Source organism: Caproicibacter sp. (assembly GCF_046707225.1).
Lineage (GTDB): Bacteria > Bacillota > Clostridia > Oscillospirales > Acutalibacteraceae > Caproicibacter.
In genome coordinates this window covers 1-14626 of the sequence record NZ_JBJKOP010000024.1, presented here as the reverse complement: position 1 = coordinate 14626, position 14626 = coordinate 1, and the positions used below count along the sequence as shown (strand labels likewise).

The following is a 14626-nucleotide window of genomic DNA, read 5'->3' as shown; positions in this document are numbered from 1 at the left end:
CGGTTCTTTGGAATTGTCCTCTTTTTTTGAGGGATTTTTATGAATCGGACAAATTACAGTGAAACAGGCTCAACCATTGCCGCAATCTCCACGCCCCAGGCGCCGGGCGGCATCGGCGTCATTCGGATTTCCGGACCGGACGCGCGCAAAATCGCGGGGCGGGTTTTCTCCCCCGCCGGGAAAAAAAGTCTGGAGGAGCTTCCGGGGTACACGGCCCTGTACGGAAAAGTTTTTGACGAGTCGGGCGCAATCGACGAAGCGATTGCGCTGAATTTCCGCGCCCCGAAGAGTTTTACCGGGGAGAATGTGGTGGAACTCTCCTGCCATGGGGGGCTGATCATCCTGCGCCGGCTGCTTCGCGCGGTGATGCGGGCGGGCGCCGAGCCCGCCGGGCCGGGGGAATTCACGCGGCGTGCGTTTCTCAACGGGAAAATCGGCCTGACGGAAGCGGAGTCCGTGATGCAGCTTGTTTCCGCGCAGGGGGAGCAGGCCGCGAAGGCGGCGCTCGCCGGGCATGAAGGAGCGCTGGAGCGCAGGATCGGAAGCATCCGAGAAAAGCTGCTCGGCGCGGCCGCCCACCTTTCCGCGTGGGCGGATTACCCGGAGGACGATATTCCGCGGGTGACGGAGGAAGAGCTGAAAACTTCTCTCGGCGAAGTGAAAGCGGAGCTGGACGCGCTGCTGCGGGGATTCGACGCGGGGCGCGTGCTCCGCGAGGGAGTCGACACGGTGATCGCGGGGCGGCCGAACACGGGAAAGTCAACGCTGATGAACCTGCTCGCGGGCTGCGAGCGGTCGATCGTTACGAGTTATGCCGGGACGACGCGCGATATTGTGGAGGATACCGTGCTGCTCGGCGGGATTCCGCTTCGGCTGGCGGATACCGCCGGGCTGCGCGACACCGCCGACCCGGTGGAAAGCATCGGAGTCGGCCGCGCGAGGGAGCGAGTCCGCTCCGCGCGGTTGGTTCTTGCCGTGTTCGACTCGTCACAGGAACTGGACGCGGCGGATCGCGCGCTGATCCGTGAGGTTGGCAATACGCCCTGCGTTGCGGTTGTCAACAAGAGCGACTTGCCGATAAAAATAGACAATGAGTATATTGAAAATAATATAAAACAAACTGTATACTTTTCTGCCCTGACGGGGGAGGGTTTGCCCAGACTGGAGGATGCCGTGGCGTCGGTGCTCGGGACCAAAGAACTGGACCCGTCGGACGGAATGCTGTATACGGAGCGGCAGCGGGAGGCGGCGGCGCGGTCATTGCAAAGCGTCACGGAAGCGCTGGATGCGCTGGAAAGCGGGATGACGTTCGACGCGGTGACGGTTTCCGTGGAGGACGCGGTTTCCGCGCTGCTGGAGCTGACCGGAGAGCGCGCGACCGTCGCGGTTGTCGACTCCGTTTTCTCCCGGTTCTGCGTCGGCAAATAGCAGCGTGACGCTGCACCCAACAGCCCGCCCTGGGGAACGGCGAAAAGACTCCCGAAAGACTGAAGTCATGAACGCCGTAAGCGCGTAAAGACGCTGTGCGTCCGGACTTCCAGTCGGGAGAGTAGAAAAAGTTTTCCACGTTTTTAACGGAAAGTGTTAAAAACTTTTTGATTTCTATTTTCGGCATTCTAACCAGGCTTCTGTGGCTACATTGCCGGTAAAGGGAGATCCGGAGCGCGTTTCTATTCGTCGTCATCGGCGGCGATTCCGTTGGCTTTTAAATAGGGTTGGATCAGACAATCCATGATGAGTTGAAAAAGGCGATAAAATGATTTGCAGAGTCAAGGACATAACTGTTTACTACGAAGAAATCGGACAGGGAAAGCCAATTGTGATGATTCACGGATATGCTCCGGATCATCGTCTCATGACAGGATGCATGGAGCCGGTGATGCGGGGATATAAAAACTACAGGCGTATTTATCTTGACTTACCCGGTATGGGACGGTCGGGCTCTGCGGATTGGATAAACGGCAGTGACGATATGCTGGACGTTGTTCTGAGGGTACTTGACCGGCTGATACCCTCCGAGCATTTCTTGCTTGTCGGCGAATCATATGGGGGGTATCTTGCCAGGGGAATCCTATACCAAAAAAGAGAACAGATTGACGGGGTGCTTTTCATTTGCCCTGTTATCCTTCCGGAAAATGAAGAAAGAAATACTCCTCCTCATACTGCTCTGATGCGAGATACGGATTTTTTAGCAGGCCTTTCGCCGGAGGAAGCAGAGGAGTTTCAGGAATCGTTCATTGTGCAGAACGAGGAAACATACAGGAGATATCAAGCGGAAATATTACCGGGAATCCAAGCCGCCGATCATGATTTTTTGAGTCGTGTCAGAAAAAAGTATGCTTTTTCCTTTCCAGTTGACAAGACCGAGCGCGAGGAGTTTCCGAGGCCCGCACTTTTTCTTTTGGGGCGCCAGGATTCCTGTGTCGGATATCAGGATGCGTGGGAGATCCTCAGAAATTACCCGAGGGCAACTTTTGCGGTATTAGATTTAGCGGGTCATAATTTGCAAATTGAACAGGGAAAACTTTTTGCTGATTTGGTAAAAGATTGGATCAGCCGTACAGAAGGCTGATGAAAGGGAACGGAGACGAATAGATCCGGGATATGAAACAGCGAAAATACAAGCAGTAATATATATGATTAGATATAACTGGAGGGACAGACTTGACATACGATGCGGGAACATACGACGTAGCGGTCATCGGCGCGGGGCACGCGGGAATCGAAGCGGGCCTTGCTTCGGCGCGCCTGGGGTGCAGCACGCTCGTCTTTACCATTAATTTGGACGCGGTTGGAAACTGCCCGTGCAACCCGTCGATCGGCGGCACGGCAAAGGGACATCTGGTTCGCGAAATCGACGCGCTCGGCGGGGAAATGGGGCGCACGACCGACGAGTGTTTTCTGCAAAGCCGCATGCTCAACCGCGGCAAGGGGCCCGCGGTTCATTCGCTGCGCGCACAGATCGACCGCCGCGAGTACAGTACCGTCATGAAGCATAAGCTGGAGCTTCAGCCGAACCTGTTTTTAAAACAGGCGGAAGTCACCGCGCTTTCCCGTAAGGACGACGGCGCATGGCTGCTCGAAACCCGGATGGGCGCGGTCTACACGGTGAAAGCGGTCGTCGCTGCGACCGGAACCTATCTGACCGGCAAAATTTATATCGGGGAGCAGTCCTGGGACGGCGGCCCGGACGGGATGTTCCCGGCGGCGTTTCTCGGCGCGTCCCTGCAAAAGCTTGGAGTCCGGCTTCGCCGTTTTAAAACCGGAACGCCGGCGCGTGTGCTGAAATCCAGCATCGATTATACAAATCTGGAAGTGCAGGAAGGCGATGAGCCGGTCGTGCCGTTCTCCTACGACACCGAAAAACCGGGAAAAAACCGCGCGGTATGCTATATCTCCTGGACGAATGAAAAAACAAAGCGGATTATTCTGGACAACCTGGACCGTTCGCCGCTATTCAGCGGGAAGATCGAGGGCGTCGGGCCGCGGTACTGCCCGAGCATCGAGTCTAAAATCGTGCGCTTTGCCGACCATGAACGCCATCAGCTGTTCATCGAGCCTTGCGGGCTGGATACGGAGGAAATGTATCTGCAGGGGATGAGCTCCTCTTTACCGGAAGAAGTTCAAATCGCGTTTTACAAAACGATTCCCGGTCTGGAGCATGTCCAGATCATGCGTACCGCCTACGCGATCGAATATGACTGCGCCGATCCGCTTCAGATGGGCGCGACGCTGGAATTTCGTGATTTTCCGGGCCTGTACGGCGCGGGACAGTTCAACGGCAGCTCCGGTTATGAGGAAGCCGCCGCGCAGGGACTGGTCGCCGGAATCAACGCGGCGCTGAAAATTCAGGGCAGAAAGCCGATGCTTCTGGACCGGGCAGGGTCTTATATCGGCACGCTGATCGACGATCTGATTACAAAAGGGACGTCGGAGCCTTACCGCATGATGACTTCGCGCAGCGAATACCGGCTGGTGCTCCGGCAGGACAACGCCGACGCGCGCCTGACGCCGCTGGGCCGGGAAATCGGCCTCATCGGGGAGGAACGGTGGGCGCGGTTTCAGACAAAGCAAAAGCAAATTGAAACGGAGCTGGAACGCGTGAAAAACACGATTCTGCCGCCCTCGGAAGCGCTCAATGACCTGCTTGTTTCACATGGAACATCGCCGGTCGCGACGGGCGTGCGGCTCTCCGACCTGATTCGCAGGCCGCAGCTCGACTATCAGGCACTTTTGCCCGTCGACCCGAATCGGCCCGACCTGCCGGGTGCGGTTTTTGAAAATGTGGAGATTGAGCTGAAATACGAGGGGTATATCCGCAGGCAAAAATCACAGATTCATGAAATGCGCCGATTGGAAGACCGCGTCCTGCCGGACGGGACGGACTACGGCAAAATCACGGGGCTGAGGGCCGAAGCGCAGGAAAAGCTGCAGGCCGTCCGGCCCGAAAGCGTGGGGCAGGCTTCGAGAATATCCGGTGTGAGTCCGGCGGACATCAGTGTTTTGATGATCTGGCTGGCGCGCCATGGGGAGGGAACGCCATGAAAAGCATCCGGGAACAGCTGATTTCGGCTGCGTCGGACTATCATATTGCGGTTTCGCCGCTTCAAGCCGAGCAGTTCCAGACTTATTTGGAGCTGCTGACCGAATGGAATCAGAAGATCAACCTGACGGCGCTGAAAGAGCCGGAAGAAATCGCGGAAAAACATTTCCTTGACAGCATTCTGATTTTGAAGGGATTGGAAATTCCGCGGGGGGCGAGCCTGATCGATATCGGTACCGGGGCGGGATTTCCGGGGGTGCCGCTCCTTTTGATGAGACCGGACCTGAAGCTGACCCTGATGGACGGGTTGAACAAGCGGTTGATTTTTTTGGAGGAACTGCTGCGTGTGCTTTCGCTGAATGCGGAGCTTGTCCACGCGCGCGCGGAAGAAGGGGCACAAAAGCCGGAATTCCGCACGAAATTTGATTTTGCGGCGGCCCGCGCGGTTGCGCGGCTTCCGGTTCTGTGTGAATACTGCCTTCCTTTCTTGAAAGACGGCGGAATTTTCGCGGCGATGAAGGGCCCCGAGGTGGGGCGGGAACTGGAAAGCGCGAAACGTGCGATCGAACTGCTCGGCTGCGAAACAATCTCCTCGCGCGAATACGCGCTGCCCGGCGGGGACGGCCGCAGTCTGGTGCTGATCCGCAGAAACGCGCCGCTGCGAAAGGAATACCCGCGCCATGGAGCAAAGATTGCAAAATCGCCCCTGTAAAGTTTTCCACACAATTCGAACAAACAGTGGAAAATGATCCGGAACAATCTTACAGCAATTCCGATTGAATTGTAAAATTTACTCAACGTCCCTCCCCCGCCGAAACGGGGGAGGGACATGTCCATATTTGCAATCTAAATTGAAAATGCTGTACCAAAGAGAAAGGCTGCGGGAAGCTTTTCTTTTTTTATTAATTGAATGCAAATAAATGCTGATTTTGGGTTTTCAACAGGCAAAAAAAGGATTGGTGGAAAACTTTCCGGAGCGTTTAATAACGCGGTTTTTGCGATTCCAATGCGGTTTTTTATCAATCAAGACAGATCGGAAACGAACTGGAATCAAAAGTTTTCAACAAAATTGATTCATATCGTTGGAAAGAGGAAAAATGGGAACAGGGCCATTATGTGGCAAATTATTATGAAAAAAATTAATAGGATTGGAAACTTGGGGCAATCTAAAAGGGAAATTATTTTTTGCATTTGACAGAAGATGACAAAATACGGTTTTGCGGTGTGCTATGCTTGTACACGAGGACAAGCAAAGGAGGCGGCCGCAATGCTTTTCAGGGACAAGAGTAAAGTGATTGAAATCGACCTTGACCGGATTCGGCCAAACCCGGCGCAGCCGCGCAGAACTTTCCATGAAGAAGAGCTGCTCGGCTTGTCCCAAAGCATCCGGGAGAACGGACTGCTTCAGCCGCTTCTGGTCAGAAAAACCGGCGATGGTTTTGAACTGATCGCGGGGGAGCGGCGGCTTCGGGCGTGCCGGATCGCGGGCCTGAAAACGGCGGCCTGCCTGATCAGCGACTGCTCGCCGGATCAAAGCGCCGTCATGGCGATGACGGAAAACATCCAGCGCAGCAATCTTGAGCTTTTCGAGGAAGCCGAGGGAATCCGCAGGCTGATCGAACGCTGGCATGTCACGCAGGAAGAGGCGGCGTCCCGGCTGGGAAAAAGCCAGTCGGCGGTCGCAAACAAACTGCGGCTGCTCCGCTTTTCAGAGTCGGAGCGCGAAAGAATCGTGTCATCCGGACTGAGCGAACGCCACGCGCGGGCGCTGCTCCGGTTGGAGGATCAGAAGCTTCGCGAAAAAGCGCTCAGCTTAGTAATCGAAAAAAAATTGAATGTCCGCCAGACCGAGGAGTATGTGGAAAAGCTGCTCTCCGGCGATAAAAATACAAGCCAGAAAAAGACGCCCGTCATCAAGGACGTGCGGATTTTCCTCAATACGATCTCCCATGCGATTGCGACGATGAAACAGAGCGGAATCAGCGCGCAGACCCTCCAGAGCGAAACGGAGGAGTATATCGAATGCGTCGTCAGGATTCCGAAAACCCAGGCCTACGCGGGGGGCAGCCAAAAACCCGCCTGAATTTGATTATAAGTTTTTTACTCCTATTTCCCTATATCATTTCCCGCAGAACGGGCCGGACGAAAGTCCGGCCCGTTCTGTCGTTGCAAGTGCAAGAAAGGCCCGAGCGCCTTGAGGCGCAGCCGGTAAAACAGGGCTTTGCCCTCATAAGAAAAACCCCCGGCTGTGCCGGAGGCTGACTGCTTCTTACGTAAGAATTTCAAAGTCAAAAAAACGTTCCTGAAATTCGGTCAGTGCCTGAACCTGCTCGGCGCTGTACTGATTCGGCCGTTTGGCAACGACCAGCTTGTCTTCGCGGTCGTTTAGCCGGTGGATCACGGCGATAACAATTCCCGTATACTCTGAAAGTGGCTCGAACTCGCCCACGATATAAGCGTCGATTTTTTCGCCGTCTTCCGCAACGGTGCCGGGCAGGTAGCCGTAATTGAGCGGGTAGATCAGATTGGGGTGTTCCGGGTGCCGGGAGCCGAGAGGCCGGTCCACCTGAACACGCACGGGCTGGTTGAGATATTCGGATAACGTGCTGCTCACCTTCCTGATTTCCGTTTCCTTTATTGTACTTCCTTTATTATACCTCGAGTTCGCGGAAAAAGGAACGCCGAAACCGATGTTTCACATGAAACATCGTCTGAAAAGCGAACCCCGGCGCGGCTTTTGGAAGAAAGATCCTGTCGAAAAGCCGAAGAATTCCGGAAAATTTTCTTTATCTTCCCAAAGAGTCGTGCTATAATAATAGAAAACTTTCCCGCATCCGGCGGGAATGGCCCTGCGGCTGTGGACAGGCCGCAGGAAGGGGGAAATGCTTTGGGCAAAATCATTGCGATCGCCAACCAGAAGGGCGGGGTCGGCAAAACGACTACGGCGGTGAACCTGTCTGCCGCGCTCGGGCTGCGGGGGAAGAAAACGCTGCTGGTCGACGCGGACCCGCAGGGGAATTCCTCCAGCGGGGTGGGCATCGACCGCAGAAACCGGAAAGAAACGGTTTACGAAGTGCTGATCGGCGGTAAAACCGCGCAGGACGTCATCCTGAAAACGGAATTTGAAAATCTTGACCTTCTGCCCTCCAGCATGAACCTTGCGGGGGCGGAAATCGAACTGGTCGACCTGGAACACAGGGAATCCCGCCTGAAAAGCGCGCTTGCCCCCGTCAGGGAGGCGTACGATTATATTTTGATCGACTGCCCGCCGTCCCTTGGAATGATCACAACGAACGCCCTGACCGCCGCGGACACGCTGCTGGTTCCGATCCAGTGCGAATATTACGCGCTGGAGGGGCTGACGCAGCTGATGAACACGGTTCGGCGCATTAAACGCCAGTACAACGGACATCTTGAAATTGAGGGCGTTCTTCTTACCATGTATGACGGGCGACTCAACCTTACCCAGCAAGTGGTGGAGGAGGTAAAAAAGTATTTTCCGCGGCGTGTGTTTGGAACGGTGATTCCGCGCGGGGTGCGCCTCTCGGAGGCGCCGAGCTACGGCAGGCCGATCCAGTATTTCGACCGTTCTTCCAAAGGAGCGCTGTGTTACAACGCCCTGGCGGAGGAATTGGAAGCCGGCGCGCGCTGAAAACTGAGAAAACCGGTTGTAACGAATGGGAAAAGTCCGTTGAAAGTAGGAAGGCAGGCGGTACAATGGCAGGAAAAAAAGGCGGTCTGGGGAAGGGCCTTGACGCGATTTTCTTGGAAAACGATCTTGAGGGCGGCCAGACGTCCGTAACATTAAGCCTGGATGAAATCGAACCGAACCGCGGACAGCCGCGGCGGGAGTTTAATGAGGAGGCGCTGCAGGAGCTGGCCGAGTCCATCCGGCAGCACGGAATTTTGCAGCCGCTGTTGGTACGGCCGATTTTCAGCGGCGGATACCAGATCGTCGCGGGGGAACGCAGGTGGCGGGCCGCCCGCCTGGCGGAGCTGAAGGAAGTTCCGGCCGTCGTGCGCGAGATGAGCGACAGCGAGGTGATGCAGCTTGCCCTGATCGAAAATCTTCAGCGGGAGGACCTGAATCCGCTGGAAGAGGCGCAGGGATACCAGTCATTGATCGAGACCTACGGAATGACGCAGGAAGAAGTGGCGAATACGGTCGGAAAATCCAGGCCGGCCGTGGCGAACGCCTTGCGGCTGCTGAATCTTCCGGAGGAAGTGCGGGGGATGGTGGAAAAGGGAATCCTTTCCGCGGGACATGCCCGCACTCTGCTGAGTTTTCCCAGCCGCGCGCTGATGATGGAAGCCGCGAAAGCCGCGGCGGAGGGCGCCTCCGTGCGGGAAATCGAAAAGATGGCCCAGAGGGCCAACAGTACGCCGAAAGCGAAAAAATCTTCGTCGAAAATCAAGTTTTATGAGGAAACGGAGCTTGCCCTGCGCGAGAGTCTTGGCAGAAAGGTAAATGTTACCGGAAGCAGCAAGCGCGGCATGCTGCAGATTGAATTTTACGGGCAGGACGATCTGACCGAATTAATCCGGCGGATTCATGACAATACTTAAGATAGAATAAAAAACCAAAGGAGCAAGTCAACATGATTGACATCAAACTGATTCGCAGCAATCCCGATCTGATTAAGGCGGGGGCGAAAAAGAAAGAATTCGACGCGGATAAAATCATAGACGATATCCTGGAATATGACGTCCGCCGCCGTGAAATCACAGGCAGCGTTGAGGCAATGCGCGCCGAGCAGAACGCGGCTTCCAAGCAGATTCCGCAGATCAAAAAGCAGGGCGGGGACGCTTCTGAGCTGATGGCGAAGATGAAAGCCCTCGCGGGGAAGATCAAAGAGGGCGAAGCGGAGCTGGGCGAAGCGGAAGCAAAGCAGAACGAGCTGCTGCTCAGCCTGCCGAACATGCCGGACGAAGACGTGGTTGCCGGCGGTAAGGAAAACAATAAGCCGCTCCGCTATTTTAAAGAGAAGCCGCAGTTTGATTTTGAGCCGAAAAACCATGTGGATCTCTGCGAGAGCCTGCATCTGATTGACTACCAGCGCGGGGCAAAGCTTTCAGGCGCCGGTTCCTGGGTCTATACCGGCGTCGGCGCGCGGCTGGAATGGGCGCTGCTCAACTTTTTTATCGACGAGCATGTCCGCGACGGGTATCAGTTCATGCTGCTTCCGCACATGCTGAAATACGAATGCGGCTATGTGGCGGGGCAGTTCCCGAAATTCGTGGACGAGGACTACTGGATTCAGAATCCGACGACGAACGACCGCAAATTCCTGCTTCCTACCGCGGAAACAGCCCTTGTAAACCTGCACCGGGACGAGGTTCTGGAAGCGGACGAGCTGCCGAAGAAATATATCGGCTATACGCCCTGCTACCGCAGGGAAGCGGGCAGCTACCGCTCGGAGGAGCGCGGCATGATCCGCGGTCACCAGTTCAACAAGGTCGAAATGGTTCAGTACACGAAGCCGGAAGACTCCGACGCCGCGTTTGAAGAATTGGTTCATAAAGCGGAAAACCTGGTGCAGGAACTGGGCCTTCACTACCGCCTGAGCAAGCTGGCGGCGGGCGACTGCTCATTTTCGATGGCGCGCACCTATGACATTGAGGTATGGATTCCGTCGATGGGGATTTACAAGGAAGTCAGCTCCGCTTCCAACGCGCGGGAATATCAGGCGCGGCGCGGCAACGTGAAGTACCGCGGCGAGGACAAAAAGCTGCATTTTGTCCACACGCTGAATGCTTCCGGTCTTGCCACCAGCCGGTTGTTCCCGGCGATTGTGGAACAGTACCAGAACGCGGACGGCAGCGTTACGGTACCGGAAGTGCTGAGAAAATATCTGGGAATGGACGTCATTCGCCCATGAAAGAGGACCTGACCGCCGAATATGTGCGCCGAATCACGGTGCCGGTCTACGACGTCGGGCCGGATAACCGGATGAAACTCGGCGCGGTTCTGCGGCATGTTCATGAAACCAGCGAACAGCACGTGGACCTGCTGCATATCGGTTATGAAGAGCTGCGGGAGCAGGCCGGCATCGTGTTCTTTCTGGTCTGCAACCGCCTGAAAATCCGCCGCCTGCCGTGCCACCGGGAAAAAATTGAAATCAGGACCCACCCGCGCGGGCGCGGCGGCGTGCGCTTTTACCGCGATTTTAAGTTTTACGACGAGAGCGGGGCGCTGCTAATCGACGCGATGCAGGTTACGGTGCTCGCGGACGCGGAGACGCATCGGGTCCGCAAGCCGCAGGCGTTTGTCGACCTCGGCGTTTTCCGCGACGAACCGGTCGACCCGGAGGAGAAGATGGTGCGCGTCTCGGTGCCGGAAGGGCTTCAACCGGTTGGCGAGCGCCCCGTGTACCGTTCGGACCTGGATTCCAACGGGCATATGAACAACGCCGTTTACGCGGATATCGTCGCGGATTTTCTGCCGGAGCAAAATGGAGAAGCGGTGCGCGGGCTGCAGATCGACTATCTGCGCGAAACCCCGCCGGGAGAAAACCTGAGGCTTACCGCGCGGCACGGGGAAGGCGAAACACTGATGCGCGGCGAAAATTCGGGCGGAGTCAGCTTTGAGGCGCGAGTCTTGTTCTGACTCCTCGCCTGGTCGGCGCGAAAAAACTTTTTTGTTTATTTTCAGTTACATATTGACAAATCATGTGGACATGTATTATAATGAATAACGCTCCGCTATGAAGAAACGGAGTTTCGTGGCGGCATAGCTCAGTTGGCTAGAGCATTCGGTTCATACCCGAAGCGTCGTTGGTTCGAATCCAATTGCCGCTACCATTTATATGGCCCGTTGGTCAAGTGGTTAAGACACCGCCCTTTCACGGCGGTAACACGCGTTCAAATCGCGTACGGGTCACCAAAAGTGTGGACGCATAGCTCAGCTGGTTAGAGCGCTCGCCTCACACGCGAGAGGTCGCAGGTTCGAGTCCCGCTGTGTCCACCAAAAGCAGAAGCACCCTGAAGAGGGTGCTTTCTTCTTGGTACAGGGGACGAGAACCTCGGCGCGACCCGGAGGACCGGCTCAATGCTCGTTTTCTCACTTCCCCGTGCAGGGGTTCGCGGAACGCGGGGAGAGGTTAAACCACCCGAGTCCCGCTGTGTCCACCAAAAGCAGAAGCACCCTCAGGGGTGCTTCTGCTTTTGGTTTATGCAGTGCCTGTCGATTCCCGTGAATTTTAAGGATTGTTTCCAGCCTTTTTCTTGTATCCGCATGGGATTAATGCTATAATTTTTTTGAAAAAAATGGAAGGATCAAATTCTATGACGGTATATAACCTTCTGCTTCTGTTGATTCTGGTTCTGGGGCTTTTGCTCTGCGAATACAAAAAATCGAAGAGGAACACCATTATTTTTCTGGTTCTGTCCTCGCTTGCCATGACCGCGGTCGCCTTTTTGCGCGCGGACACGGTCGGAATCGACTACAAGCAGTACGAAACCTATTTTTATCAGGTGCATGACGGGGGCTGGAAATTCCTGATCAGCTCCGCCAACGGCTACCGGATTGAACCGGGCTACAGCCTGCTGAATTATGTGGTTTCGCTGTTTACGCGCGACGTACATATCTTCATGCTGGTCGTCGCGGTGATCGTCGTGACATTGACGGCGGTGCTGCTGTACCGGGTTTCGCCGATTCCGTGGATCGGCATGTTTGTGTTTGTCAGCTTTGGCTTTTACGGCAATTCGCTCAGCTTCCTCCGGCAGTGCATCGCGATTTCCATTTTCCTGTTTTCCATCGAATTTATCAAGAAGAGACAATTTGTTCCGTATCTGCTGATTGTGCTGCTCGCCGTGACGTTCCACAAGTCGATCATCATTATGCTTCCGTTTTATTTTATCGCCCGCCTTCCGGTCAACTGGAAGTTCCTGCTGAGCTACAGCGGAATCGCGGCGCTGATTACCTGGCTGTCCTGGCCGATTTTTAATCTGGTCACGAAATATGTGTATCAATCGTATGCAACCCAGCAGGGCCTTTATTATATGATGGGCCGCGACTGGCAGACGGCGGCGATTCCGGTCATCACAGCTGCCGTGATCCTGATTCTGACCCGGTTTATTTTGCGGCGGGACGAGCGAAACGGCGTTTTAATCAATTTGTCCTTTTTTTCCGCGCTGCTCTACCTCATGACGCTCCAGCACTTTTTGTACCAGCGCTTCGGCATGATGTTCCTGACGACGGTCGTTCTGACCATCCCGGAGCTGTTCGCCAGCATCGGCGTGCAGAGCGTGGAGGCGGAGGCCGTACCGCAGACCGTAAACCGGAAAGCAATCCGCAACAGGGCGGAGCGCAAAAGGGCGATCGCGGAACGCCGCCAATTCAAGATGCGGGTCAACACGCGCAGATACATCTATGATTACGCCCTGGCAACGCTTGTATTTGTAGGATATTTATATCATGTTTGGATCCTGCTTGCCAACCGGATCAACCTGGTTCCTTATCTGACGTTTTGGGAATAACGAGGCAGGAAATATTTTGTCGTAAGAACAAAAAGTTTAGAATTCTCTAAAAACAATCTTATAAATTGTTGTATAAATAAATATATTCGGGTTTTATAAATCAGCAGGCACCCGGAATAATTCGGAAAGCGGAGTGGAATTCCAGGGGGGCAAAGATTGCGTAAAAGGAGGTTTGGGCGTTGTGCATTTCCCTAATACCGATGACAAAGGAACTTTGTCGTCAATATTATAAGGGCTTTAAAAGAGACCCGGATATTTATATGGATATGAGCTTGTTTAAGCAGTTTTTATACAGCGACAGCTGGGCAGACGCATATTTTGAGAGGCAACGATTAAAGCGAAGAATCTTCTTTGCGATTATGAGCAAAGGGGAGCCGATTGGAGAGATCATCTTAAAAAATATAGATGAGATTGCCAGAAAATGTACGCTCAGCATCCACCTTCAGAACGATTCCGTAAAAGGACAAGGCATAGGGACAAAGGCAGAAAGACTTGCCCTGATTTATGCATTTTCTGAACTCAACATGGCTTCAGTCAATGCGGACGCTGTGATAAAAAACGAAAGAAGCCAGCATGTGCTTGAAAAAGTCGGATTTCACTTTCTTCGCCAAGAAGGTAGTTTTCGTTATTATCACTGTACCGCAGACAGCTTCTATAAATTTGCATAATTCGAATTTACAACTTTATTGAGCAAATGATCCAAGAAAAAAGCTCCCTGTGCCGTTTTGAACCTGCACAGGGAGCTTTCATTTTATTTTGGCGGCTTTTGTGCTACAATTAATTCGGATTGTTTATATAACGTGAGGAACCTTATGAGAATTGAATTGGATGACATCGTAATACGGGATTTTAAACGAACGGATGCCGAATCTCTTTGGAAAATTGTCCGTGAAAGAGATATCGTTCGATTTATGAAAGATTGGTCTGAAAACGGCCCATCGCCAAAAGACTATTTTGGGTATCTGGACTGGCTCCAGGCTCAAAAGAATTCTGTAGATGTATACGAAAACAAACGGTATGCAATCGTCTTGCATCAAACAGACAAGTTAATTGGTATGGTGGTATGGGACTTGAAGATACCTTGAATGAAGTTGAACTGGCCTACTTTATGAGCGAGGCATATCAACGCAAAGGGTATACCAAAAAAGCAGTAAACGCCCTTACAGCTTGGATATTCTCCGTATCAGACTTACCCTATTTAATTTTGACGATAGACTGTGCAAATAAACCTTCCTGCATGTTGGCCGAAAGATGTGGTTTTCAATTGTTTGAAAAAAGGACGCCTATTGGGCACACGCAGCCTAATATGGAGAGTGAAAGCTACTTTTACTACCGTAAATACAGAGAATGAGCATACTCCGAGGCCGGCAACTTAGCTGAGCAGACGGCCCAAGGAAGAGCACCCCAATCGGGTGCTCTTTTTTTGTTGCATACGGGGAATCAGGAGAAAAAAGAAAAAGCACCCTGAAAAGGGTGTTTCAGATTGTCGAAGAACCCACCTGACGCGTTAAGCGAAGGATGGGCTCTTTTTACAATTTGCGTGAAGAGAAAATAGAAAATGAAAAATCAACATAAAGCCGGAAGAATGACGATCCCGCCACTTCC

At 53.7% G+C, this 14626-nt stretch carries 14 protein-coding genes and 3 tRNA genes; 16 read left to right on the top strand and 1 reads right to left on the bottom strand.

Going from position 1 to position 14626, the window contains the following annotated elements; all coding sequences use genetic code 11:
• Positions 1-39 precede the first annotated feature (39 nt).
• The 5 genes from mnmE (at position 40) to ACLQ3M_RS03825 (ending at position 6626) form a co-directional block, all read left to right on the top strand.
• Positions 40-1428, top strand: coding sequence for a tRNA uridine-5-carboxymethylaminomethyl(34) synthesis GTPase MnmE (gene mnmE, locus ACLQ3M_RS03845; RefSeq protein WP_411676385.1), 1389 nt, complete (start codon positions 40-42; stop codon positions 1426-1428).
• Between the two features lie 328 nt (positions 1429-1756).
• Positions 1757-2572, top strand: coding sequence for an alpha/beta fold hydrolase (locus ACLQ3M_RS03840; RefSeq protein WP_411676384.1), 816 nt, complete (start codon positions 1757-1759; stop codon positions 2570-2572).
• A gap of 92 nt (positions 2573-2664) precedes the next feature.
• Positions 2665-4545 carry a tRNA uridine-5-carboxymethylaminomethyl(34) synthesis enzyme MnmG gene (gene mnmG / locus ACLQ3M_RS03835; RefSeq protein WP_411676383.1) on the top strand — a complete coding sequence of 627 codons (1881 nt, stop codon included), beginning with the start codon at positions 2665-2667 and terminating at the stop codon, positions 4543-4545.
• The gene (rsmG, locus tag ACLQ3M_RS03830) at positions 4542-5255 is read left to right on the top strand and encodes a 16S rRNA (guanine(527)-N(7))-methyltransferase RsmG (protein ID WP_411676382.1); all 714 of its coding nucleotides are present in this window, start codon (positions 4542-4544) and stop codon (positions 5253-5255) included. The genes mnmG and rsmG overlap by 4 nt, the downstream gene beginning before the upstream one ends.
• Before the next feature lie 555 nt (positions 5256-5810).
• Positions 5811-6626 (top strand): ParB/RepB/Spo0J family partition protein, encoded by an 816-nt coding sequence (locus ACLQ3M_RS03825; RefSeq protein WP_411676381.1) that lies wholly within the window; start codon positions 5811-5813, stop codon positions 6624-6626.
• Between the two features lie 186 nt (positions 6627-6812).
• On the opposite strand, the gene ACLQ3M_RS03820 is transcribed toward ACLQ3M_RS03825, so the two are convergent.
• Positions 6813-7157, bottom strand: coding sequence for an inorganic diphosphatase (locus ACLQ3M_RS03820; protein ID WP_411676380.1), 345 nt, complete (start codon positions 7155-7157; stop codon positions 6813-6815).
• Positions 7158-7430: 273 nt separating this feature from the next.
• Between ACLQ3M_RS03820 and ACLQ3M_RS03815 the strand changes: the two genes are divergently transcribed.
• The 11 genes from ACLQ3M_RS03815 to ACLQ3M_RS03765 all read left to right on the top strand — a co-directional run bounded on the left by ACLQ3M_RS03815 (position 7431) and on the right by ACLQ3M_RS03765 (position 14372).
• A complete protein-coding gene (locus ACLQ3M_RS03815) occupies positions 7431-8195 on the top strand; it encodes a ParA family protein (protein WP_411676379.1) in 765 nt (254 codons plus the stop codon).
• 65 nt (positions 8196-8260) lie between these two features.
• On the top strand, positions 8261-9109 hold the full coding sequence (locus ACLQ3M_RS03810; protein WP_411676378.1) for a ParB/RepB/Spo0J family partition protein: 849 nt from the start codon (positions 8261-8263) through the stop codon (positions 9107-9109).
• Between the two features lie 32 nt (positions 9110-9141).
• The gene (gene serS, locus ACLQ3M_RS03805) at positions 9142-10422 is read left to right on the top strand and encodes a serine--tRNA ligase (RefSeq protein ID WP_411676377.1); all 1281 of its coding nucleotides are present in this window, start codon (positions 9142-9144) and stop codon (positions 10420-10422) included.
• Complete coding sequence (locus tag ACLQ3M_RS03800) at positions 10419-11150, top strand: acyl-[acyl-carrier-protein] thioesterase (protein WP_411676376.1); 732 nt, start codon at positions 10419-10421, stop codon at positions 11148-11150. Before serS ends, ACLQ3M_RS03800 begins: the two co-directional genes overlap by 4 nt.
• A gap of 117 nt (positions 11151-11267) precedes the next feature.
• Positions 11268-11344: transfer RNA gene (locus tag ACLQ3M_RS03795), tRNA-Met, on the top strand.
• 7 nt (positions 11345-11351) lie between these two features.
• Positions 11352-11426 (top strand) — tRNA-Glu (locus ACLQ3M_RS03790).
• A gap of 7 nt (positions 11427-11433) precedes the next feature.
• Positions 11434-11510: transfer RNA gene (locus ACLQ3M_RS03785), tRNA-Val, on the top strand.
• Positions 11511-11827: 317 nt separating this feature from the next.
• On the top strand, positions 11828-13021 hold the full coding sequence (locus ACLQ3M_RS03780; RefSeq protein ID WP_411676375.1) for an EpsG family protein: 1194 nt from the start codon (positions 11828-11830) through the stop codon (positions 13019-13021).
• A gap of 179 nt (positions 13022-13200) precedes the next feature.
• Positions 13201-13689 carry a GNAT family N-acetyltransferase gene (locus tag ACLQ3M_RS03775; protein ID WP_411676374.1) on the top strand — a complete coding sequence of 163 codons (489 nt, stop codon included), beginning with the start codon at positions 13201-13203 and terminating at the stop codon, positions 13687-13689.
• A 144-nt stretch (positions 13690-13833) separates the two neighbouring features.
• Positions 13834-14106, top strand: coding sequence for a GNAT family N-acetyltransferase (locus ACLQ3M_RS03770; protein WP_411676373.1), 273 nt, complete (start codon positions 13834-13836; stop codon positions 14104-14106).
• The gene (locus tag ACLQ3M_RS03765) at positions 14085-14372 is read left to right on the top strand and encodes a GNAT family N-acetyltransferase (RefSeq protein WP_411676372.1); all 288 of its coding nucleotides are present in this window, start codon (positions 14085-14087) and stop codon (positions 14370-14372) included. Before ACLQ3M_RS03770 ends, ACLQ3M_RS03765 begins: the two co-directional genes overlap by 22 nt.
• The last annotated feature ends 254 nt before the right edge of the window (positions 14373-14626 follow it).

Bases quoted from the DNA above. Each gene is read 5' to 3' on its own strand.
- ACLQ3M_RS03810 (WP_411676378.1), top strand. From the start codon at position 8,261: ATGGCAGGAAAAAAAGGCGGTCTGGGGAAGGGCCTTGACGCGATTTTC.
- mnmE (WP_411676385.1), top strand. From the start codon at position 40: ATGAATCGGACAAATTACAGTGAAACAGGCTCAACCATTGCCGCAATC.
- ACLQ3M_RS03765 (WP_411676372.1), top strand. From the start codon at position 14,085: ATGGGACTTGAAGATACCTTGAATGAAGTTGAACTGGCCTACTTTATG.
- ACLQ3M_RS03840 (WP_411676384.1), top strand. From the start codon at position 1,757: ATGATTTGCAGAGTCAAGGACATAACTGTTTACTACGAAGAAATCGGA.
- ACLQ3M_RS03780 (WP_411676375.1), top strand. From the start codon at position 11,828: ATGACGGTATATAACCTTCTGCTTCTGTTGATTCTGGTTCTGGGGCTT.
- ACLQ3M_RS03825 (WP_411676381.1), top strand. From the start codon at position 5,811: ATGCTTTTCAGGGACAAGAGTAAAGTGATTGAAATCGACCTTGACCGG.
- ACLQ3M_RS03770 (WP_411676373.1), top strand. From the start codon at position 13,834: ATGAGAATTGAATTGGATGACATCGTAATACGGGATTTTAAACGAACG.
- rsmG (WP_411676382.1), top strand. From the start codon at position 4,542: ATGAAAAGCATCCGGGAACAGCTGATTTCGGCTGCGTCGGACTATCAT.
- ACLQ3M_RS03800 (WP_411676376.1), top strand. From the start codon at position 10,419: ATGAAAGAGGACCTGACCGCCGAATATGTGCGCCGAATCACGGTGCCG.
- serS (WP_411676377.1), top strand. From the start codon at position 9,142: ATGATTGACATCAAACTGATTCGCAGCAATCCCGATCTGATTAAGGCG.